The sequence below is a fragment of the Comamonas sp. DB36 genome, from assembly GCF_057914905.1.
This window is the reverse complement of sequence record NZ_CP196632.1, coordinates 155,573-175,394: the sequence shown is the minus strand read 5'-3', so window position 1 is coordinate 175,394 and position 19,822 is coordinate 155,573. Positions and strand designations below refer to the sequence as shown.

The 19,822-nt window shown below is 66.1% G+C and carries 18 protein-coding genes; 10 read left to right on the top strand and 8 right to left on the bottom strand.

Features of this window, described 5'->3' with window-relative positions:
• Positions 1–6: 6 nt before the first annotated feature.
• Together ACSVDO_RS21805 and ACSVDO_RS21800 are read right to left on the bottom strand one after the other, a co-directional pair.
• On the bottom strand, positions 7–1,236 hold the full coding sequence (locus tag ACSVDO_RS21805) for a pyridoxal phosphate-dependent aminotransferase (protein ID WP_489597150.1): 1,230 nt from the start codon (positions 1,234–1,236) through the stop codon (positions 7–9).
• Positions 1,229–1,906 carry an RraA family protein gene (locus ACSVDO_RS21800; RefSeq protein ID WP_489597148.1) on the bottom strand — a complete coding sequence of 226 codons (678 nt, stop codon included), beginning with the start codon at positions 1,904–1,906 and terminating at the stop codon, positions 1,229–1,231. The genes ACSVDO_RS21805 and ACSVDO_RS21800 overlap by 8 nt, the downstream gene beginning before the upstream one ends.
• A 135-nt stretch (positions 1,907–2,041) precedes the next feature.
• Between ACSVDO_RS21800 and ACSVDO_RS21795 the strand changes: the two genes are divergently transcribed.
• Positions 2,042–2,968 (top strand): LysR substrate-binding domain-containing protein, encoded by a 927-nt coding sequence (locus ACSVDO_RS21795; protein WP_489597146.1) that lies wholly within the window; start codon positions 2,042–2,044, stop codon positions 2,966–2,968.
• Here the strand turns inward: ACSVDO_RS21795 and ACSVDO_RS21790 are convergent, their stop codons facing one another.
• On the bottom strand, positions 2,969–3,871 hold the full coding sequence (locus ACSVDO_RS21790) for a LysR family transcriptional regulator (protein ID WP_489597145.1): 903 nt from the start codon (positions 3,869–3,871) through the stop codon (positions 2,969–2,971).
• Positions 3,872–3,938: 67 nt separating this feature from the next.
• On the opposite strand from ACSVDO_RS21790, the gene ACSVDO_RS21785 reads away from it, so the two are divergent.
• The 3 genes from ACSVDO_RS21785 to ACSVDO_RS21775 are packed head-to-tail and all read left to right on the top strand — an operon-like array spanning position 3,939 to position 6,334.
• Positions 3,939–4,625 (top strand): RraA family protein, encoded by a 687-nt coding sequence (locus ACSVDO_RS21785; protein ID WP_489597143.1) that lies wholly within the window; start codon positions 3,939–3,941, stop codon positions 4,623–4,625.
• A gap of 39 nt (positions 4,626–4,664) precedes the next feature.
• Complete coding sequence (locus ACSVDO_RS21780; RefSeq protein WP_489597141.1) at positions 4,665–5,633, top strand: Bug family tripartite tricarboxylate transporter substrate binding protein; 969 nt, start codon at positions 4,665–4,667, stop codon at positions 5,631–5,633.
• Positions 5,634–5,659: 26 nt separating this feature from the next.
• Positions 5,660–6,334, top strand: a complete 675-nt coding sequence (locus ACSVDO_RS21775) for an RraA family protein (RefSeq protein WP_489597139.1) — start codon at positions 5,660–5,662, stop codon at positions 6,332–6,334.
• A gap of 13 nt (positions 6,335–6,347) precedes the next feature.
• On the opposite strand, the gene ACSVDO_RS21770 is transcribed toward ACSVDO_RS21775, so the two are convergent.
• The gene (locus tag ACSVDO_RS21770) at positions 6,348–7,145 is read right to left on the bottom strand and encodes an IclR family transcriptional regulator (RefSeq protein ID WP_489597137.1); all 798 of its coding nucleotides are present in this window, start codon (positions 7,143–7,145) and stop codon (positions 6,348–6,350) included.
• Positions 7,146–7,334: 189 nt separating this feature from the next.
• Here ACSVDO_RS21770 and ACSVDO_RS21765 point away from each other — a divergent pair, with 189 nt between their 5' ends.
• Genes ACSVDO_RS21765 through ACSVDO_RS21750 form a run of 4 tightly spaced genes read left to right on the top strand, consistent with a single transcriptional unit; the run spans position 7,335 to position 12,599 of the window.
• Complete coding sequence (locus tag ACSVDO_RS21765; protein WP_489597135.1) at positions 7,335–8,321, top strand: tripartite tricarboxylate transporter substrate binding protein; 987 nt, start codon at positions 7,335–7,337, stop codon at positions 8,319–8,321.
• 33 nt (positions 8,322–8,354) lie between these two features.
• Entirely contained in the window at positions 8,355–9,146 is a 792-nt protein-coding gene (locus ACSVDO_RS21760; RefSeq protein WP_489597133.1) for an enoyl-CoA hydratase/isomerase family protein, read from the top strand.
• A 4-nt stretch (positions 9,147–9,150) separates the two neighbouring features.
• A complete protein-coding gene (locus tag ACSVDO_RS21755; protein WP_489597132.1) occupies positions 9,151–11,247 on the top strand; it encodes an acetate--CoA ligase family protein in 2,097 nt (698 codons plus the stop codon).
• Positions 11,248–11,255: 8 nt separating this feature from the next.
• Complete coding sequence (locus ACSVDO_RS21750) at positions 11,256–12,599, top strand: MmgE/PrpD family protein (protein WP_489597382.1); 1,344 nt, start codon at positions 11,256–11,258, stop codon at positions 12,597–12,599.
• Here ACSVDO_RS21750 and ACSVDO_RS21745 read toward each other — a convergent pair.
• Positions 12,589–13,482, bottom strand: coding sequence for a LysR family transcriptional regulator (locus ACSVDO_RS21745; protein WP_489597130.1), 894 nt, complete (start codon positions 13,480–13,482; stop codon positions 12,589–12,591). The genes ACSVDO_RS21750 and ACSVDO_RS21745 overlap by 11 nt on opposite strands.
• 74 nt (positions 13,483–13,556) lie before the next feature.
• Between ACSVDO_RS21745 and ACSVDO_RS21740 the strand changes: the two genes are divergently transcribed.
• Together ACSVDO_RS21740 and ACSVDO_RS21735 are read left to right on the top strand one after the other, a co-directional pair.
• Positions 13,557–14,453 (top strand): arginase family protein, encoded by an 897-nt coding sequence (locus ACSVDO_RS21740; protein WP_489597129.1) that lies wholly within the window; start codon positions 13,557–13,559, stop codon positions 14,451–14,453.
• Positions 14,454–14,517: 64 nt separating this feature from the next.
• A complete protein-coding gene (locus ACSVDO_RS21735; protein WP_489597127.1) occupies positions 14,518–15,081 on the top strand; it encodes a GNAT family N-acetyltransferase in 564 nt (187 codons plus the stop codon).
• Positions 15,082–15,106: 25 nt separating this feature from the next.
• Here ACSVDO_RS21735 and ACSVDO_RS21730 read toward each other — a convergent pair whose 3' ends face one another.
• From ACSVDO_RS21730 to ACSVDO_RS21720, 3 genes are all read right to left on the bottom strand, one after another.
• Positions 15,107–16,090, bottom strand: coding sequence for a bifunctional helix-turn-helix transcriptional regulator/GNAT family N-acetyltransferase (locus ACSVDO_RS21730; protein WP_489597126.1), 984 nt, complete (start codon positions 16,088–16,090; stop codon positions 15,107–15,109).
• 506 nt (positions 16,091–16,596) lie between these two features.
• Positions 16,597–18,093, bottom strand: coding sequence for an AlbA family DNA-binding domain-containing protein (locus tag ACSVDO_RS21725; RefSeq protein ID WP_489597124.1), 1,497 nt, complete (start codon positions 18,091–18,093; stop codon positions 16,597–16,599).
• Between the two features lie 357 nt (positions 18,094–18,450).
• Entirely contained in the window at positions 18,451–19,668 is a 1,218-nt protein-coding gene (locus ACSVDO_RS21720) for a Fic family protein (protein ID WP_489597123.1), read from the bottom strand.
• Positions 19,669–19,822 lie beyond the last annotated feature (154 nt).

Below are 19,822 nucleotides of genomic sequence, written 5' to 3'. Positions count from 1 at the left end.
GCGGCTTCAGCCCGTCAGCGCCGCGCAGAACGTGCGGATCGCCGTGCAGGCACGCCGCAGCGACGCATCATCGAGCGCATAGGCAATGCGGATGTACGGGCCCAGACCGAAGGCGCTGCCATGCACGGTGGCCACGCCCGCTTCGTCGAGCAGCGCGTTGACCACATCCTCGTCGCTGTGCAGCGTGGTGCCGGCCGGCGTGGTCTTGCCCAGCAGGCCGGCGCAGCCAGCAAACGCATAGAACGCGCCCTGCGGCACGGCGCAGTGCAGGCCAGGCGCCTGGTTCAGCAGCTCGACCACCATGTCGCGCCGGCGCTCGAACACCGCGCGCGAATCGCGGATGAAATCCTGCGGCCCGGTCAGCGCGGCCAGCGCCGCATGCTGGGAAATCGTGCAGGCACCCGAGGTCTGCTGGCCTTGCAGCTTTTCCATGGCCTCGATCAGCCAGCGCGGCCCGGTGCCGAAACCTATGCGCCAGCCGGTCATCGCATAGGCCTTGGAGACGCCGTTCATGGTCAGCACGCGCGGCTGCAGGCGCGGCTCGACCTGGGCCAGCGTGAAGAATTCCAGGCCGTCGAAGATCAGGTGCTCGTAGATGTCGTCGCTGAGCACCAGCACCTGGGGATGGGCCAGCAGCACCTCGGCCAGCGCCTGCAGCTCGGCACGGCTGTAGACCGCGCCGGTAGGATTGGACGGCGAGTTGAGGATCAGCCAGCGCGTGCGCGGCGTGATCGCCGCGGCCAGCGCCCGCGGCGTGAGCTTGAAGCCGCTGTCGGCGCCGCAGGCCACGGTGATGGCCTGGCCGCCGCACAGCTGCACGATTTCCGGGTAGCTGACCCAGTACGGCGCGGGCACGATGACTTCGTCGCCTGCGTTGAGCGTCGCCGCCAGCGCGTTGAAGATCACTTGCTTGCCGCCGCTGCACACCAGCGTGTCGCGCCAGTCGACGCTCAGGCCGTTCTCGCGCGCGAACTTGGCGGCAATCGCCTCGCGCAGCGCACGCAGGCCGGCCACCTGGGTGTAGCGCGTCTGGCCGGCCTCGATGGCGGCAATGCCGGCCGCGCGCACATGGGCCGGGGTGTCGAAGTCGGGCTCGCCCGCGCTCAGCGAGATCACCGCGTGGCCGGCGGCGCGGCGCGCCGCGACGCGGTCCATCACCTGGTAGGTGGCCGAGGGCCGGGCTTCGGCGAGGAAGCGGTTCAGGGTGCGCTGCGCGCGCTGGGCGTCGTCATGCATTGCGGCTCTCCTGCGCGATGGCGATGGCCTCGAATTCCTTGTCGTGCATGACTTCGGCCACCGAGCGGCCGGCGCGCACCGCGGCCACCATGCCGTCCTGGCGGCGCGCAATGCGCGCGGCCAAATCAAGCACTTCGTCGATGCGCGCCGCGGGCACGAACACCGTGCCGCAGCGGTCGGCAATCACGTAGTCGTCCTCATGCACGGTGACACCAGCCATCTGCACCGGGCGGCCCGAATCGATCTGGATCACGCGGTTGCGCGCGCTGATCATGGTCACGCCGCGGCCGTAGACCGGGTAGCCGACCGACTCGCTGCCCTCGATGTCGCGGCTCAGGCCGTCGATCACCGAGCCGCGCACCTTCCTTGCCACGGCCGCGTTGGCCAGGATGTCGCCCCAGCAGGAAATGCCCTCGGCGCCGCCGGCAATCACCAGCACGCGCTCGTCGCTGGTCACGGCGTCTATCACCGGCGAGATCAGATGCACCGTCGGCTGGGCTTGCCGCTTGGGGCCTAGCTGTATGGTCGAGGCGCGGCCGACTATCTTCGGACAGTCCCACAGCGGGCGCAGGCCGTAGGTGGCGCCGGCCAGGCCGAGGAAATCCAGAGCGTCGGAAACCGTGTTGGTGTCGAACGCCGCTAGGCGCTCGAGAATGAAAGATGAGGACATGGTGGAGGTCTCGTGAAAGAACCCCTGCATGGTCTGGCCGGCGCACTGATATGTAAATTCCGAACTTGCTATGGCTGTGATACAAAAATCGGATCAGCGCTAAGATGGCGCGCCCGCCCTTCAAGGAGTCCGCGCATGACCGGGACCATAGACTTTCGCCTGATACGCCAGCTGTGGATGTTCCTGGCGGTCGCCGAGGAGCAGCACTTCGGCCGCGCCGCGCAGCGGCTGAACATGTCGCAGCCGCCGCTGACCGAGCAGATCAAGGTGCTCGAGCAGTCGCTCAAGCTGCAGCTGTTCGAGCGCTCGCGCCGCGGCACCCAGCTCAGCGCCGCGGGCGCGGCGCTGCTGCCCGCGGTGCGCCAGTTCGTCGGCCAGGCCGAGCAGCTCGAACGCGTGGTGCGCGAAGTCGTGGCCGGCCAGTGCGGCGTGCTGCATGTGGGCGCTATCACTTCGGCCATGCTCGATGCCGTGCCGCCGCTGCTCGATGCCTTGAAACGCATGCACCCGCAGCTGACGGTTTTCGTCAAGGAGATCGACAGCGTGGACGCCGTGCCGGCGCTCGAAGCCGGCGAGCTCGACCTGGCATTTGTGCGGCTCGACGGTGAAATCAGTGGCGATATCGCCACGTTGCCACTGGCCGAAGACCGGCTGGCGGTGGCCCTGCACAGGGACCACGCGCTGGCCGCCAAGCCGCGCATACGCCTGAAGGCGCTCGATACCGAGCAGCTCGTGATGTCGTCGCGCCAGGTCAGTCCGGTGTATTTCGATCTGCTGACCAGCATCTGCCGCAGCCATGGATTCGCGCCGCGCGTGCTGCATGAGGTGCGCTCGGTGACCTCGCAGATTGCCTACGTGAGCTGCGGCCAGGGCGTCGCGCTGGTGCCCGCGGCCATGCGCAAGCTCGCCCCCGAGAATGTGGTTGTCAGGCCGCTGCACGAAAAGATCATGGTCGTGACCGCGGCCGCGGTCTGGAGCACCCGGCGCCACCATCCCATGGTCGATGAAGCCATCGCCTGGCTGCGGGCCCGGCCGCCGAAAGCGCCGGCGCGCCGCGGCTGATCAAGCCGGCGGCGCCGGCACCTGCTCGCCCAGCTTGGCCAGAAACGCCGCCACCAGCGGATGGGCCGGCCCGGCCTTGCGCACCGCCAGCACCTGGCTTTGCTGCGGCAGGTCCGCAATCGGCACAAAGCACAGGTCGGTGCGGTTGTTGGCCGCCACGCTGCGCCCGACGATGGTCGTGCCCAGGCCCGCGGCCACCAGGCCCAGCGCCGTGTGGATCTCCTTGGCTTCATGGCCGACCTGGACGCGTGCGCCGGCCTGGGCCAGGATGCTCAGCACCTGGCGCGAGAAGTGGGCGTTGGCCACCTTGGGATAGCTCACATACGGCAGCGCCTCGAGATCGGCGGCCACCAGCGCCGCGCGCCGCGCCAGCGGGTGCTGGGCCGGCAGCGCCGCGACCAGCGGGTCGTCAAACAGCTCGGTGTAGTGCAGATCGGGCTCGCGCGGGAAGGCGCCCAGGCTGCGCGCAATCCCCAGGTGGATGGCGCCGCTGCGCAGCGCCGCGGGCTGCTCCTCGGTCAGTATCTCCAGCAGTTCGACGCGCACGTCGGGATAGGCCGACTGCATTGCGCGCACGGCTTCGGGCAGGATGGAAAAGATCGTCGAGCGCGTGAAGCCTATGCCCAGCCAGCCCAGCTTGCCGGCCGCCATGCCCTTGGCCTCGAACTCCAGCCGGCTGCTGGCCAGCAGAAGTTCGCGCGCCTTGGGGTAGACAAACTCGCCCAGCGGCGTGAGCTTCATTGGCCGGCTCGCGCGGTCGAGCAGCGCGCCGCCCAGCAGGGTTTCCAGCTGGCTGATCTGCATGCTGATTGCCGTGGGCGCGACAAACAGCTTCTCGGCCGCGGCGCGGGCGTTGCCGGCCTCGACGACTTCACAGAAATAGCGCAGCTGTCTTAGATTCATAATTTCTGAATATTAATTCAAAATTCAGCAATTGCATTCAGATATTCAGTGCTTCATGATCCTGTTCATGAACACCGACATCACCCAAACCGACTGGTTTGAACAGGCCAGAACCCTGTCCACCGCCGAAATATCCGACGCCCTCGACGCCTTGAAGCTGCCCGGCAGCGCGTTCGGCATACGACCCATTGCCGGTCCAGCCAAGCTGTTCGGCCTGGCCTTCACCGTGCGCTTCGCGCCCATAGACCGCGCCGCGCCCGGCACCGTGGGCGACTTCATCGACACGCTGCAGCCCGGCACCGTGGCCGTGCTCGACAACGGCGGGCGCCTGGACTGCACGGTCTGGGGCGGCATTCTGAGCCAGTTGGCGGCGCACAAGGGCCTGGCGGGCACGGTGGTGCACGGCGTATGCCGCGACACCGCCGAGGCCGACGCCGCGGGCTATCCGCTGTACGCCAACGGCCGCTTCATGCGCACCGGCAAGGACCGGGTGCAGGTCGAAGCCTATGAACAGCCGGTGTCGCTGGGCGATGTGCGCGTATGCCCCGGCGACCTGATCGTCGGCGACGCCGACGGCATCGTGGTGGTGGCGCGGGCGCGGCTGCAGGAAGTGCTGCAAAAGGCCTTGGCGACACGCGTGGTCGAGGAGCAGATTCTCGCCAGCGCCCTGGCCGGCACGCCGCTGACCGAGGCGCGCAAGCAGTTCAACTACCACAGCCTGCAGCGCGCGGCCGACTCACCGCTCAACGCCTGACAAGCCCGAGCCCAGACCATAAGAACAGGAGACAAACCCGTGCGCATTCTTTCAACCCTTGCCGCCTGCGCGGCGCTGGCCGCCGCTTGCGGCGCGGCCAGCGCCCAGGCCGCCTACCCCTGCAACACCATCAAGCTGGTTTCGCCGTATCCGCCCGGCGGCACCACCGACCTGCTGGCGCGGCTGATACAGCCGGGCCTGTCCAAGGAACTGGGCACGGTGGTGATTGTCGAGAACAAGGCCGGCGCCAGCAGCAACATCGGCACCGAACAGGTGGCGCTGGCCGCGCCCGACGGCTGCACGCTGCTGCTGGGCAACAACACCGGCGTGGCGATCAACCGCAACCTCTACAAGCTGCGCGTCGATCCGGTCAAGGGCCTGGCGCCCATAGGCCAGGTGGCCTCGGTGCCGCTGGTGCTCTATGTGAATGCCAACGTGCCGGCGCAAAGCCTGCAGCAGCTGGTCGAGCTGGTGAAGAAGAACCCCGGCAAGTTCAGCTATGCCTCGGGCGGCAGCGGCAGCCCGCAGCATCTGATGGGCGAGCTGCTCAAGCTCGAGCAGAACATCGATGTCGTGCACATTCCGTACAAGGGCCAGGGCCCGGCCATGCAGGACGTGGTCTCGGGCCAGGTGCAGATGGCGTTCGAGACCACCTCGGTGATCGTGCCGCAGCTCGCCTCGGGCCGGGTGCGGGCCCTGGCCACCACCAGCGCCCAGCGCGCCAAGAGCCTGCCCAACGTGCCGACCATGAAGGAGCTGGGCATGGCCGATTTCGTGACCGAGAACTGGTACGGCCTGTTCGCGCCGGCCAAAACCCCGCCGGCGCTGGTGCAGCGCCTGGGCCAGGCGCTCGACACCGTGCTTGACGCCAAGGAGGTGCGCGCCAGCCTGGAAAAAATGGGCTCCACCGACAGCCGCGGCACGCCCGAAAGCTTCACCCGATTCATCGCCCAGGAGCTGCCGCTGTGGGAATCCGTGGTCAAGCGCTCGGGCGCCAAGGCCGACTGAGCCCGACACCCTAGAGGAAAGATTTCATGATAGGACTTCGCATTCTCCAGCGCCGCCGCGCTGTCGACCTCGCGCTCGCGCGCCAGTTCCTCGACGTGCCCGTGCCCAATGTCAGCGACTGCATGGCGCGCATGACGGCCGCGGGAGCGCGCCTGCGTCCCATGCACCGCAGCGCGCGCATGGCCGGCCCGGCGCTGACCATCAAGACCCGGCCCGGCGACAACCTCATGATCCACAAGGCGCTGCAGCTGGCCGTGCCCGGCGACATCATCGTCGTCGACGGCGGCGGCGACCTGACCAATGCGCTGATCGGCGAGATCATGACCGGCGACGCCATGCGGCAAAAGCTCGGCGGCATCGTCATCAACGGCGCCATCCGCGACGCCGACTGGATTGCCGAGCGCGACTTTCCGGTGTTTGCCGCCGGCGTCACGCACCGCGGCCCCTACAAGGACGGCCCCGGCGAGATCAATGTGCCGATTGCGATTGACGGCATGGTGATCGAGCCCGGCGATCTGGTGATAGGCGACGGCGACGGTCTGCTGTGCGTGCCGTTCGACCAGGTCGAAACCCTGCTGGCCGCGGCGCGCGCCAAGCAGGAAGTCGAAGCCCGCATGGTGGCCGACATCGAAGCCGGCACGCTGGACCGCGCCTGGGTCGATGCAACGCTCACGCGGCTGAACTGCTTCATCGAGCGCTGAGTGCCCGCGCCCTTCAGGGGGCGGCGGCCGCGTCCAGCTGCTGCAGTATCTCGCCGCGCAGCTGCAGCAGCGGCGCGCACAGCTCCTCGGCCACCTGGGCCAGGGGCTCGGCCGTGGACAGGCTGCAGTTGAGCACATAGACCGCGTCGGCCGTGACCAGCGGCGTGGCCAGCGCCACCACCTCGGGCTGCCAGGCCGCGGCGCAAAAGCCGCGCGTCGCCACCGACTGCGCCGCCCGGGCGATTTCCTCCTGCAGCGCCGGCCACTGCGCCGCGCGCCGCTGCGCAAAGCGCGCCAGCAACGCTTCGCGCCTGGCCTGGGGCGCGACCGCGAGATAGGCGCGCCCCAGGGACGTCAGCTCCATGGGCACGCGCTGGCCCGACACCACATGCCGCAGCACGATGCGCCGGCTGTAGCGTATCGACTCCAGATAGACCATTTCATCGCGGTCGGGGCAGGCCAGGCCCACATTGATTCTGTGGCCTTCGGCCAGCGCGCGCATGCTCGGCGCGGCCACCGACAGCACGCTCGAGCCGGTGCGCATCGCATGCGCCAGGCTCAGCACCGCGGGCGCCAGGCGATAGGCGCGGCTTTGCTGATCGACCTGCAGCATGCCCGCGCCCACCAGCGTCTGCGTCAGCCGGCTCACCGTGGCCTTGGACAGCCCCGTGCGCTCGACCAGATCGCCGTTGCCCAGCAGCTCCGAGCCGGGGCGGAAGGCGCGCAGTATCTCTATGCCACGCTCCAGCGAGCGGTTCGCGGGCGACTGTCCGGGCTTGTCATGCAGGATTTCTGAGCGGGCCGGGTCCATGGGCGTCCTTGGCGGGAAAACAAGCGGACATTCTCGCACGCCAGCGGCGCCCGCAATTCCACCTGTTGGAACTGGAGGGATCACAAATAAGGCCGCTTCCCCTAAGCTGGCGCAGACCGGCATCGGCAACGGATGCAGGCGTGGCACAACAGATTCGGTCCAGCACCGCAAGAACACCAGGAGACAGACATGCTTCATTCCATCGCCCGCCGCGGCGCGAGATCCATGGCATTCATTGCCGCCCTCGCGGGCGCCGCCAGTGCCTTTGCCGCCTTTCCCGAAAAGCCGGTGCGCATGGTCGTGCCGTTCGCGCCCGGCGGCGGCACCGACCTGATCGCGCGCACGCTGGGCGCGGAGATGGGCAAGGACCTGGGCCAGCCGGTGATCGTGGAGAACAAGCCCGGCGCGGGCACCATGATAGGCACCGACAACATCGCCAAGAGCGCGCCCGACGGCTACTCGCTGGTCGTGGCCTCGTTTGCGCATGCAACCAACCCCGCGCTGCAGCCCAAGCTGCCCTACGGCAGCAACAAGGCGTTTGCGCCCGTGGTGCTGATAGGGCGCGGTCCCAACGTGCTGGTGGTGCGCAGCGAGAGCCCGTACAAGAGCGTGGCCGACGTGCTGGCCGCGGCCCGGGCCCAGCCCGACAAGCTGACCTATGCCTCGCAGGGCGCGGGCACTTCGGCGCACCTGGCCGGCGAGCTGTTCGCCAACCTGGCCAAGGTCAAGCTGACCCATGTGCCCTACCGCGGCGCGGGCCCGGCGCTGACCGATCTCATGGGCGGACAGGTCGACATGATGTTTGCCACCGCCGCCGCGGTCTCGACCTTCATCGGCAATGACGGCGCCCCGAGCAAGCTGCGCGCGCTGGGCGTGACCACGCTCGAGCCTTCGGCGGCGTTCAAGGGCGTGCCGGCCATTGCCGCCAGCGTTCCCGGCTACCGCGTCGAGAGCTGGTACGGACTGTACGTGCCCGCGGGCACGCCCGCCGCCGTCATCGACCGGCTCAACGCCGCGGCGCGCAAGGCCGCGCGCGCGCCCGACTTCGTGCGCAAGCTCGAACACGAAGGCCTGGTGATCAACGCCGGCCCGCCCGCGGAACTCGACGCCTACGTGCAGGCCGAGGAAAAGCGCTGGGCGCAGATCGTCAAGGACAACAACATCAAGCCCGACTGATGGCGGCTGCGGCCGTCGCCCCTGGAAAACACAATGAACTACTCCCTGATCCAACTGCAGGTCACCGACGCGGTGGCCACCATCACGCTGAACCGGCCCGACAAGCGCAACGCCATGAGCGACGACATGCGCACCGAGTTCATTGACGCGCTCGAGCGCGTCGCGGCCGACAAGGCCGTCAAGGCCCTGGTGCTCACCGGCGCGGGCAAAGGCTTTTGCGCGGGCGGCGACATTGCCGGCATGCAACGGCGCATGAACGCGCCCGCCGGCGAAGTCGGCTTCAACGGCTGGCAGCGCCAGCAGCGCGTGCACCATGTGCAGGCCCTGCTGCACACCATGCCCAAGCCGGTGATTGCCGCCGTCAACGGCGCGGCCTCGGGCCTGGGCGCGGACACCGCGCTGGCCTGCGACTTCGTCATCGCCAGCGAATGGGCCAGCTTTGCCTGGAGCTATGTGCTGCGCGGCATCATTCCCGATGGCGGCGGCATGTACTTCCTGCCGCGCCGCGTCGGCCTGGCCAAGGCCAAGGAGCTGATCTTCACGGGCCGCCAGGTCAAGCTCGACGAGGCGCTGGCGCTGGGCATTGTCGACCGCCAGGCCGGCGCCGAGACGCTGCTGGCCGACGCCCAGGCCTGGGCGCGGGAGCTTTCGGCCGCATCGGCGACGGCGCTGGCGCTGACCAAGACCATTCTCAACCAGAGCTTCGAGCTGTCCTCGCACGACGTCTTTGCCCAGGGCAGCCAGGCCCAGGGCATCTGCTACACCAGCAGCGAGCACCGCGCGTCGGTCGAGGCCTTTCTCGCCAAGACCGCCGCCAAGGAGTGATGCCATGAACCACGCCATCGCCAAGCTGCTGTCGCCGCGCAGCGTCGCCGTCATCGGCGCCTCGGCCGATCCGCGCAAGACCGCGGGCCGGCCCGTGGCCTATCTGCGCAAACACGGCTTCGCGGGCCGCATCCTGCCCGTGAACCCCAAGGTCGCGGAAATCGACGGCCTGCCCTGCTACGCCGACATCGCTTCCCTGCCCGAAGTGCCCGATGTCGCCGTGGTGCTGCTGGGCGCCGAGCGCGCCCACCAGGCGGTCAAGGAGCTGGCCGCGCGCGGCTGCGCCGCCGCCATCGTGCTGGCCAGCGGCTATACCGAGACCGGCGCCGACGGCGCGCGCCGCCAGCAGCAGCTGATCGAGGCCGCGGGCGGCATGCGCCTGCTCGGCCCCAACACCATCGGCCTGGTCAATCTCACCGACCGCATCGTGCTCTCGCCCTCCGGCGCGCTGGAAATGGACGAGTTTCCCGTGGGCAGCATAGGCGTGGTGTCGCAAAGCGGCGGCATCCTGGGCTCGCTGCTGTCTCGCGCCGCGGCGCGCGGCATAGGGCTGTCCAAGCTGATCTCCACCAGCAACGAAGTCGATCTGGAACTGGCCGACTTCATCGATCACCTGGCCGACGACCCGGCAACCAAGGTCATCGCGCTGTATGTGGAGACCGTGCGCAATCCCGAGAAATTCCGCGCCGCCTGCCTCAAGGCGGCGCGCGCCGGCAAGCCCGTGGTGGCGTTCAAGATCGGCCGCTCCGAGGCCGGCGCCCAGGCCGCGGTCTCGCACACCGGCGCCATGGCCGGCGCCGACCGCATGTACGACGCGCTGTTCCGCCAGGTGGGCGTGATACGCGCGCAGAGCTTTGCCGATCTGCTGGACATTCCCGCGGCGCTGGCCACGGGCCGCGTGCTGCGCGGCCGGCGCGTCGCCATCCTGACTTCCACCGGCGGCGCCGGCACGCTGGTCTCCGACGACCTGGGCGTGGCCGGCTTCGAGACGCCGGCGCCCGACGCGGCCACGGCCGATGCGCTGCGCGCGCTGCAGACCGGCAGCGAAGCCGTACTGGACCGCAACCCCATCGATGTGACGCTGGCCGGACTGCGGCCCGACCTGCTGCGCGGCGCGATCACCGCGCTGCTCGCCAGCCCCAGCTACGACGCGCTGATCATCATTGTCGGCTCGTCCAGCCTGGCCATGCCCGAACTGCTGGCCGGCGCCATCCAGGACTGCCTGCCGCATTCCGACAAGCCGGTGCTGGCCTATGTGAGCCCGCATGCGCCCGAGATCGGCGCGCTGCTGACGCAGCGCGGCGTGCCGGCGTTTGCCGCGGCCGAAAGCTGCAGCGCGGCGCTGGCCGGCATGCTGCGCCTGCGCGGCTTCGAAGCCGCGACAGCTGCCGAGCCCAGGGCGCCCGTCGAGACCGGCGCGCTGCCCCGCGGCTCGCTGGACGAAGCCCAGGCCAAGGCCTTGTTCAGCCGTTTCGGCCTGCCTTGCGCCGCCGAGCGCGTGGTGCGCACGGCCGACGAAGCCGTCGCCGCGGCGCGCGAACTGGGCGGGCGCGTGGTGCTCAAGATCCTGTCGGCGCAGATCACGCACAAGAGCGATGTCGGCGGCGTGGCCGTGGGCCTCACGTCCGAGACCATTGGCGCGCGGCTCACGCAGATGGCCGGCGAGGTGCAGGCCAAGGCCGGCGTGCAGGTGGGGCAGTTCCTGGTGCAGCAGATGGTGGCCGGCGGCACCGAGCTGATCCTGGGGCTGCACCGCGACGCGCTGGGCACGGCCGTGCTGCTGGGCATGGGCGGCGTCACGGCCGAGCTGTTCCAGGACACCACGCTGCGCCTGCTGCCCAGCGACGGCGGCAGGCTGCAGCCGCTGACCCGCGCCGATGCGCTGGCCATGGCGCGCGAACTCAAGACCTGGCCGCTGCTTGACGGCTTTCGCGGCCGGCCCCCGGCCGATGTGGCGGCGCTGATCGACGCCATCGTCGCCTTCTCGGCCATGGCCGCGCAGCTGGGCGAGCGCGTGCTCGAAGCCGAGATCAATCCGCTGTTCGTGCTGCCCGCAGGCCAGGGCGTGCGCGCGGCCGACGGCGTGCTGGTGCAGGCATGAGCGGCGCCCTGCATGCCACCGAAGTGTTCGGCCAGTACGCCGAACGCCATTCCCAGGCCGCGCTGCCCGAGGCGGTGATCCACCACGCCAAGCGCGCGCTGATCGACTGGTACGCGGCGCTGTTTCCCGGGCTCGCGGCCGCGCCCCTGGCCCAGCTCGAGCAGGTGCTGGCCGAAGACCTGGACCACGGACGCGCGCGCCTGGGCAATGGCCGCGCGGCCACGGCCCGGGCCGCGGCGCTGTACAACGGCACGGCGGCGCATGCGGCCGAGATCGACGACAGCTTTCGCGACGCCATGTACCACCCCGGCGCCGCGACCATTGCCGCGGCCCTGGCCGCAAGCCAGCAGGCCGGCGCCAGCGGCCTGGACTTCCTGCGCGCGCTGGTGCTGGGCTACGAAGTCTCGACGCGCATAGGCGTGGTGCTGGGCCGCGCGCACTACCGCTTCTGGCACAACACCGGCACCGTGGGCGCGTTTGGCGCCGCGGCCGCGGCGGGCGGCGCGCTGCGCCTGGACGCCGCGCCCTTTGCGCATGCGCTGGCCACGGCCGCGACCTTCACCGCCGGCTTGCAGCAGGCGTTTCGCAGCGACTCGATGTCCAAGCCGCTGCATGCGGGCCGCGCCGCCGAGGCCGGCCTGGTCGCCGCGCAGCTCGCCCAGCGCGGCGTCACGGGATCGCTGGATGTGCTGGACGGCGAAGCCGGCCTGGGCCGCGCCATGAGCGACGGGCCCGATTGGTCGCAGGTCGGCGCCACGCTGGGCCGCGACTTCCACATCACGCGCCTGACGTTCAAGAACCACGTGGGCTGCGGCCACACGTTTGCCGCCATCGACGCGGTGCTGGCGCTGCGCGCCCGGCATGGCCTGCGCGCGCCGGACATCCGCCGCATCCATGTCGCCACCTACCGCCCGGCGCTGGACATCGCCTGCTACGACCAGCCGCGCACGGCCAACGAAGCCCGCTTCAGCCTGCGCTTTGTCGTTGCCACCGCGCTGCTGCATGGCAGCGTGCGCCTGGGTGCCTATACGCCCGAACGCCTGGCCGACGCCGAACTGCGCGCGCTCACGGCGCGCGTCAGCACGGCGGTGGACCCGGAAATCGACGCCGCCTTTCCCGGCCGGCGCGCGGCGCGCGTGGAAATCACCACCCATGACGGCCGCCAGCTGGTCTGGCTGCAGCCCGACCGCAAGGGCGACCCGGAACTGCCGCTGTCGGACAGCGAGCTGGAACACAAATTCCTCGAACTCGCCACGCCGGTGATAGGCGCGGGCCCGGCAACGCGGCTGCTGCAAAACATCTGGGCGCTGGACCACGCGGCCGATCTCGCGGGGCTGATGCTCACGCCCTAGATCCCAGCGCGCCCAGTTGTCCGGCGAGAAAATCAATCAGCACGCGCAGTGCGCTGGGCATGCGCTCGCGCGAGAGGTAGACCGCAAACGCGCCCAGGGATTCGACCTCGAAGTCGGGCAGCAGCGCCACCAGCCGGCCGTCGGCCATGGCCTGGGCCGCGGCAAACCGCGGCAGCAGCGCGATGCCCGTGCCATTCAAGGCGGCGCGCACCACGATCGCCGCTTCATTGGTGCTGAAATTGCCCGCGACCGGAACCGCAAGGCACTCGCCCTGGGCCTTGAAATGCCAGATGCTGCGCCCGTAATGGGCAAAGGTCAGGCAGTTGTGCGCGCCCAGATCGCGCACATGCGCGGGACTGCCATGCGCGCGCAGATAGCCGGGGCTGGCACAGATGACCGAGCCCACCTCGCCCAGCTTGCGCGCGATCACGCCGGGCTCGAGCTCCTTGGTGACGCGGATCGCCAGGTCTATGCCGTCCTCGGCCAGATTGCTGGTGCGGTCGACAATCTGCAGATCCAGCGACACCGCGGGGTGCAGCTGCAAAAAGGCCGTCAGCGCATCGGTGAGGCAATACTCCGCGAAGATCGACGAGGCGGCGACGCGCAGCAGGCCGCGCGGCGTGCTGTCGGCCTGGCCCAGCGCGCCGACATCGCCGGCCAGCGCCAGCATCTGCCGGCACACGGGCAGGATTTCCTCGCCCGCGGCCGTCAGGCTCAGCCGGCGCGTGGTGCGGTGCAGCAGGCGCGCGCCCGCCCATTCCTCCATCACGCCGACATAGCGCGTGGCCATGGCGCGCGACATGCCCAGATGCGCGGCGGCCGCCGAGATACTGCCGCGCGCCACGGTTTCGAGCAGCACCGACGCCGCGGTCAAGCGATCCATATGCGCAATCCATGCAACAAAGCGTCAACTGTAGCGCTGTTTATCTTTGGAATTCAAACAAATAGAGTCGCTGCATGACTTCCCCCTCCCGCACCACCTTGCGCCTTGTCTTCCCTCAATGGCAGGGCGGCAACCAGCCTGCCTATCATCTGGGCGCCCGCCTGCTCGACTGGCTCGCGCCCGCTCACGCGGGCCCGGTGGAACATGTTCCCGTGGCCGCGCCACTCGATGCGCGCCTGCCGCCAGAGCGCGGCATTGTCGCGCGCGCCGCGCTGCTGCAACAGCTGCGCCAGGCACGGCAGCTGATAGACCAACACCAGCCCGAGCGCCTGGTGGTGCTGGGCGGCGATTGCCTGGTGGACCTGGCGCCGTTTGCCTACCTCAATGAGCGCCATGACGGCGAACTGGCCGTGCTGTGGATAGACGCCCATCCCGACATCATGACGCCCGCGCAGTTCGAACACGCGCATGCCATGGTGCTGGGCAATCTGCTGGGCCAGGGCGATGCCGACTTCGTCCAGGCCGTGGCCAGGCCGCTCAAGCCGCAGAACCTGCTGTATGTGGGCATGCATGACCCCAGCCCCTGGGAAGCCGCCGAGATCGCGCGCCTGGGCCTGCGCAACGTAGGCCCGGCCCAGCTTGCCAGCCAGGGCAGCCGGCCGGTACGCGACTGGTTTGCGTCTACCGGCGCCCGGCATCTGGCCATTCACTTCGATCTCGATGCGCTGGACCCGTCGCTGTTCAGGGCCCTGCTGTTTGCCCGGCCCGACGCCGCGCCCGGCGCCTTCGACTGCATTGCCCAGGGCCAGCTGGGCATGGAGCAGGTGGTGCAACTGCTGGCAGACCTGGACGCGGTCGCCGACATCGTGGGCCTGGGCATCACCGAGCACCTGCCCTGGGAAGCGCTGGCGCTGCAGAATATGCTGGCCAGGCTGCCGCTGATCGGCAGCAGCGGCGCGCGGCCATTGTGAAGCGCGCGTTTGCCACCATCTGGGCCCGACTGCCCGACGAATACTCCTTACCCGCTACAGCTCCGTGAACCTTGCCTCCCTGCCCCTGCCGCTGCAAACCGAACGCCTCGTACTGCGCGCCCTGCGCCCCGCCGATTTCCCCGCCTATGCGGCCTACCATGGCCGGCCCGAGGTCTACCGCTTTCTCTATATGCCGGCACCGACGGGGCAGGCGCTGCAAGACCAGTTCGCGGCCGTGCTGGCCCAGCCCTTCGCCCAGGACGGCGACACCTTGCGCCTGGCGGTCACGCGCCGCGCCGATGGCGCCCTGGTCGGCGAAGTGCTGCTGAAGATCGCCAGCCGGGCCGCGCTGCAGGCCGAGGTCGGCTATATCTTCCACCCCGATTTCGCCGGCCAGGGCTATGCCACCGAAGCCGTGGCCGCGATGCTGGGCCTGGGCTTTGAAGCGCTGGGTTGCCACCGCATCTTTGCCCGGCTCGACGCGCTCAACGCCGGCTCGGTGGGCGTGGTCGAACGCCTGGGCCTGCGCCGCGAAGCGCATCTGATCCAGAACGACCGCTTCAACGGGGTCTGGGGGGATGAGTACATCTATGCCATGCTCGGCAGCGAGTGGCGTGTTGCGCGCTAGCGCAGCAAGAGCAGCTGCAATCCATTCAAAGCCTTTGCCCAGGCGCCATGGAGGCCGGGCCTTGGCTTGCGGCAAGCTTGCGCACGAACTTCTGTTCCATCACTTGCTTGCCCCATTGGTCGCCCTGCCACTCCTGCACGCATTCAAAGCCGCAAGATTCATACAGATGACGCGCCGCGGACAGGCCGCTGAACGTCCAGAGATGGGTTTCGCCGAATCCCTGCCGGTCGGCGAAATCCAGCGCCGCGGCCAGCAGCCTGCGGCCCGCGCCGCTGCCGCGCACGCTGTCGTCGACGATGAACCAGCGCAGATGGGCAATGTTGTCGCCCAGGTCCTGGCCGTCGATCGCGACCGAGCCCACGATCTCGCCGGCGCGCAGCGCCGTCCAGATGCCGTTGACCGGCTTGTCCAGCCGATCGCAGAACTGCGCCAGACCACCCGCGACCAGCGACTCGAAACGCTGGCCAAAGCCGGATTCGCGTGCGTAATAAAGCGCGTGCATCTGGGTGATGCGCGCAATCAGGCCGGGCTGGTAACCGGCCACCACGTCAACGCCGGGCCGCTCGCCCGGGCTTGGCGCCGGGGCGGCAAGCGCCGCGCTGTAAAGGCTCAGGCCTTCAAGCACGCTGCGCTCCTGGCCCGGCTGGAGGCGGCCCAGCGCCTCTTCCACCTGCGCGCGTGCATGCGCATGGATGGCCGCCACGCGCCGCTTGCCGGCCGCGGTCAGGCTCAGATTCTTCAAGCGGCTGTCGCGCCCATCCACCTGCTCGCAGACCTCACCGGACTCGACCAGCTTGCGCAGCATGCGGCTCACGCTGGACTTCTCCAGGCGCAGGCGCGTGGCAATCTCCCTGGCACTGACTTCGCCATGTTCGATCTCGATCAGCGCATGCACCGCGGAAGGCGACAGATCGCCTCCGGCAAAGCTGCCGCCCATGAAACCCCAGTCGCGCACCAGTGAGCGCGACGCGGCACGAATCTCTTCCACCAGCGACTGTTGAACATTCACGGCACACCTCCAATGGTTGCATCATACAACCGTATTGCGAGGCTGCGAGAGAGCCATCCCTTGCCTTCCGGCGCGAAGGCGGAACGTGACTGCGCTTTCGTTGATGCTCACTCCACTTCGCTTCTTCGGGCTGGGCCTGCCGGCCGGAGTCGGCCATGGCGGCCTGTATAAAAGCCAATGTGCACTTGTGGAAGTGAATGAAAGGCCGCGGTGTTTCGGCCTCCAGCCTCGCGCGAGTCTATGGCCACAGCGTGTTGGCCTCTAAAGTGTTCAAAGTCGGCTGTGCAGCGGGTGCGGTCGATGGGAACCACGCTCCCAACTCTCTGTCTCTGCCGTGTTGCAGTCATCCATATGCCAGCGATCTCCCTGGCTCGATGATCGGTTTCAGGGGTACTGCCGACGTTGCCCGCGCGCCGGACCCTTGAGGATGCCCGAACGTCTGCTGATCAAGGCCTGGAACCGGCGCTATCGACCCTTTGCGGTCTTTTGACTATATTTGCTTTGACTCAGGCGGTGCGAGTTGCCCTAGGATTATTCTGGCTTGTAAATGAGAAACTGCTGCTTTTAAGGCTCAAGAACAGGTTCACCAACGGGAGAGGGTCAAATTTAGATATCGCCTCATCATCGCTACTCTCGAGATGCCCTAGAGACAGAAAGGTGGAGACGCCTAGAGACTCTACGATTCGAGAAAATGCGCCAAAGGACGTGAGAAGGTCGAGATCAGTCGCGATCCCATCTGCGCCTACATCGTGGTGTACCTCGAATTTTGGCCAGTGAGAGGGATCATCCAGTGGAGCGAAGAAGCCGACGTCTCGCATTACATAAGGGAAGCCGGTAGCTTCAACTTCGGCAAAGTATGCGGGAGTTCCAAGAAAGGGCGCGGCACCTTTACAGTCAACAGCACACGCATTGAACTTCAGTTGCCCCTTATACCCCTCACGCTGGTGAGCAGCTTTAACCTTCCAGATGATGACCGACAGAAAGTAGAGGGCAGGCAGAAGATTCAAGATCATCAGCTGTTCGGGTGCTGATCGCTCCCGTAACTTAGCTCCCAGCTCAGGCAAGTTGAAGAGGTCTCCCCTATTATCAAATTCTTGCCCAGACCAAAAATGTGTCGCAATTGGAACTTGAATAAAATGAAGGCGTCTACTGCGGTCAAAATCCCAAAATACTCCAGCAGCATCCACTCGTTGCTCAGTGCGTCTCGCAAGCAGTGATGTGTCAAGCGTTTGAACTTGGTCAAAAATTGGACTGTTATGCAGCCCGTTGGGTGCCAACGCTAGCTCGCGGAAATCATCAAACGTGAGCGACCTAGTGGAAGATCCTGGATCATCAGCCAAGATAACAAGATGAATGGAGGGGGTGCCAACTTGAAACTGCTTGGATAATTGCTCTATGCGTGACTTAATTCGCGTCTTCCGACCCAGCGAATTAGCCCATAACCGCTCCTGCTGAGTTAAGTCGGCCAGTGCATGTGGTGATGCAGCGTCACCTACCCGAACGTAAATGCAGCCATTGCTGTGCAGGTATGGACCGTGTTCCCCCCTAGGTACAGAAATGACGACGATCCAACGTTCATCGACGTCACTGTCTACAGAGGCGAGCGCTACAGCCTTTGCCTCGAAATATGGCGGAGGTGTAACGTGAGCTGTTACAGCTTCCCTTGCCCGGACCATAGTTTGGTCTGCATCCGCTTGAGACATCGGCGTCAGGCTACCTAGCCTACGCGTCTTCTGCTCCTCTTTCGCACCGATGACCAATAGCCCGCCGTGTGAGTTGGCGAACGAGCTAATGGATCGCGCCAGCTTTGCTGTGTCCGGAATTCGGTCCTTAAACTCCACAAACCAACCTTCCTCGAGCGATTGAAGACTGTCGAGGTCCTTGCTTTGAAAGTCACTAGCAGCCTTTTGATATAGCGGTTGCACCAGCTTCTTTTCAGGAATTGCAGCTTGCTCGACTGTTGATTTGATGGAACTGTCAGTGTGCGGATGGTTTTCGGTCATGCCTTGCAATGTCTATGGATCTCAGTAGAGGTCAGTTGGTGGTTTTCAGACAGTAGAGTTTCTACCGGGAGAGTATGCGCCTGTCTAGTAAGGACATGCCGCGGTGAGTCGCACTGAGTTGTCTGTGTGAGTCTTGCACTCTACAATGGAAGGCCGCCACGAATAGCCAGAGGCCATCAGTGTTATGGCTCGCGCTGAACGACCGTTAATGGCCGGGAGCGTGAGTTCGATAGGAACCCCCATAGTGGAAATGCAATTTGAACGGAAAATCGGCCGGGGACTGTTTTCGGCGACATGCGTGAAATGGAACTCCCGGACAGAAGCGGACTGATTCGAGCAGCGCAAGAGAGCCCATAGTTACCCCTCGGAGGGTAGGATGGGTTTTTTAGCTACTGGGACGTAACCAGCGTGCTTTAACGCAGTTTCAATTAGGACCTCAAAGCGTTGAAAATTACCTATATCCGCCTCCTTGAGTGCGAGGTAGTAATCCCCACCTTGGTCCAAGACAGGATCTTCTAGTAAGCCCAGTAGCTCCCGCGCCTGAAGAGCGAGTATTTCCCTGGCTACTCGGCCATTTCCGTCAATGAAAGGATGTATCCCAACCAACCTATGGAAGAAGTGCGCTATAGAAGGGATTACTAGATCTACGTTTTCTAGCAATTGCGCGTAATTGCGGTTCCAGTCCTCAAGAAGCTCGTTCATTAGAGCCGTGACCTTATCCCAAGAAGGATATTCAACTCCAGTTGTCGGTGTACCTGTTGAGTCGCTAAGCCACACCTGAGTCTCGCGAAACTTGCCTGCTATGGCCGGATCAATAGCGCGGATCAAGCGGTGCACATAACGAATCAATGGGGCACTCAAATGAGTGCTAACAGCGTCCCTGGGGTCTTCCAGAGCTCGCTTGAAGCTGGTGGCTGCAGCTGCCTCAAGCATCGCGCCTACTGCGGTGTGCTCGCTCTGCACGGCATTGGACACTGCAGCGAGTGTTTGGCCGATCAGCATCAACCCTTGATGACCAAATCTGTCAATACGTCGAGCGAGGGAGTCGATCGCCCGCGTCTGGACATTGAGGGCATCTGCAAAGCTTTGGTTCGATGTCGCGAAGAAGGCAGCTTGCTCTTCGTTACTCATGGCTGCCTGCAAATGCCGAAGGCGAAGGCCATAGCCGAGGGGTGAGTCCAGCATCACTCGAAGCCGCTCGCGGTGGTAAATGAGGCAACGCTTACCTTTACCTGCGGCTAGCTTTTCGAGATCACTACGCTCACTGATCGTCAACTCTTGGTTCGTGAAAAAGATAAACCCGTTTAATTTGTGTTTAAGCGATGCCTCTAGGTCAGAGGTGAATTTTTTAGTTGTCGCGGCGATGGTAATAGAATCACGCGGGAAGTGAACGGCAGCGACGAAAGTATTTCCGTCTTTACTACAGACAATATCCTTTCCACCATCCGGGCCACCAAGCGGATGCTGAGGAACAATTTCTTCAAATCCCTCTATTCGTAATAAATCCGCACAAAGACGCTCAGCATCTACTGAGCCTTTTTCCCATTGGGACAGCAAAATGGTAGTTGAAATCATCACTGGTCTAAGGTCCTTTTTTTATCTGTCTCAAAGGGTATCACGGCCTTAAGATCAACCCAAAAGCTGTTCGACTCAATCAGTACATCCTCTTTAGGTCGTTTCAAGAGTCGAGCTCGACACCTTACTATCAACAATTTTTTGCCATAGGCCA